Source organism: Streptomyces sp. P9(2023) (assembly GCF_032436795.1).
Taxonomy (GTDB): domain Bacteria; phylum Actinomycetota; class Actinomycetes; order Streptomycetales; family Streptomycetaceae; genus Streptomyces.
Genome location: NZ_JAUPWM010000102.1, coordinates 1 through 956, shown reverse-complemented (window position 1 = coordinate 956; position 956 = coordinate 1). Strand labels below are relative to the sequence as shown.

Below are 956 nucleotides of genomic sequence, written 5' to 3'. Positions count from 1 at the left end.
GCGTTTTGGATATCTTGCATATTTGTACCCATTTTATTGGCGTTCATAGATACCCCCACTTTCGTGGTATTTAAAAAGACCTGCGATTTCTCGCAAGCCTTAGGGAGTAGACTATATCATATTGGCAAATTCGAAAAGATGGCCTTTGTGTATTCCACCGTGATTACAACACCTTGATACTTCTGATTTTGTAAAACCATCTTTGACAGTTTCAACAATGGAACCGTATCTTTTCGTTTCATTTGTGATAATGTTAGTTGCTATAACTGGTTTTGCTTTTTTACTTTCAGCACCAAATTTACCATAATTGAAATGTTCTTTACCGCTTATATGTTTTGTCAACCCATTCTTATAAGCATGTATAACATTATCTTGAACAGTAACCCACTCTAGGTTATCTAAGCTATTATTTAGCTTGTTCCCGTCTATATGGTTAACTTGTGGCAAGTTATCAGGATTCGGTATGAAATATTCAGCGATTAGTCTGTGGACGTAAAATTGTTTTCTTTTTCTGTTAATCGAAAAAGTAACCCTGTAATAACCGTTGGGAGCAATATCTGGGTTTAATACCTTACCATTCCAAGACCTTGTTCTACCAATTTTATCAGTTACAGTTCTATCCTTACTTCTAATCTCGCCATTTGACGATATTTCATAAAATTCTTCGTACCCTTTTATTTTTACCCAGTTCATATTTAATACCCCCATATTTATTCTTTGTATGGTTGTATTATATCACAAATTTGTTATTTTTACCAATCGCACCGCTTCGAGTTATGTATCAATAATAACTCTACTTCTAAATAGAATAGTCGTTACACTTTCCTGTATGTTTACAGGCTTAGCACGGGATTGTCATAGGCTAAAGCCCTTAGAGTTTCCCCGTTAGCATGGCTTACGCCACACACCCCAGATAAGGTTCAATGCGTTTTAGTCGGACTAACATTTTATCCGAC

Annotated in this window: 1 protein-coding gene; it reads right to left on the bottom strand. The window is 35.7% G+C overall.

Annotated elements, in window-relative coordinates:
* Nucleotides 1–111: 111 nt before the first annotated feature.
* Nucleotides 112–693 (bottom strand): NUMOD4 motif-containing HNH endonuclease, encoded by a 582-nt coding sequence (locus tag Q5762_RS36810; protein ID WP_315887739.1) that lies wholly within the window; start codon nt 691–693, stop codon nt 112–114.
* Nucleotides 694–956 lie beyond the last annotated feature (263 nt).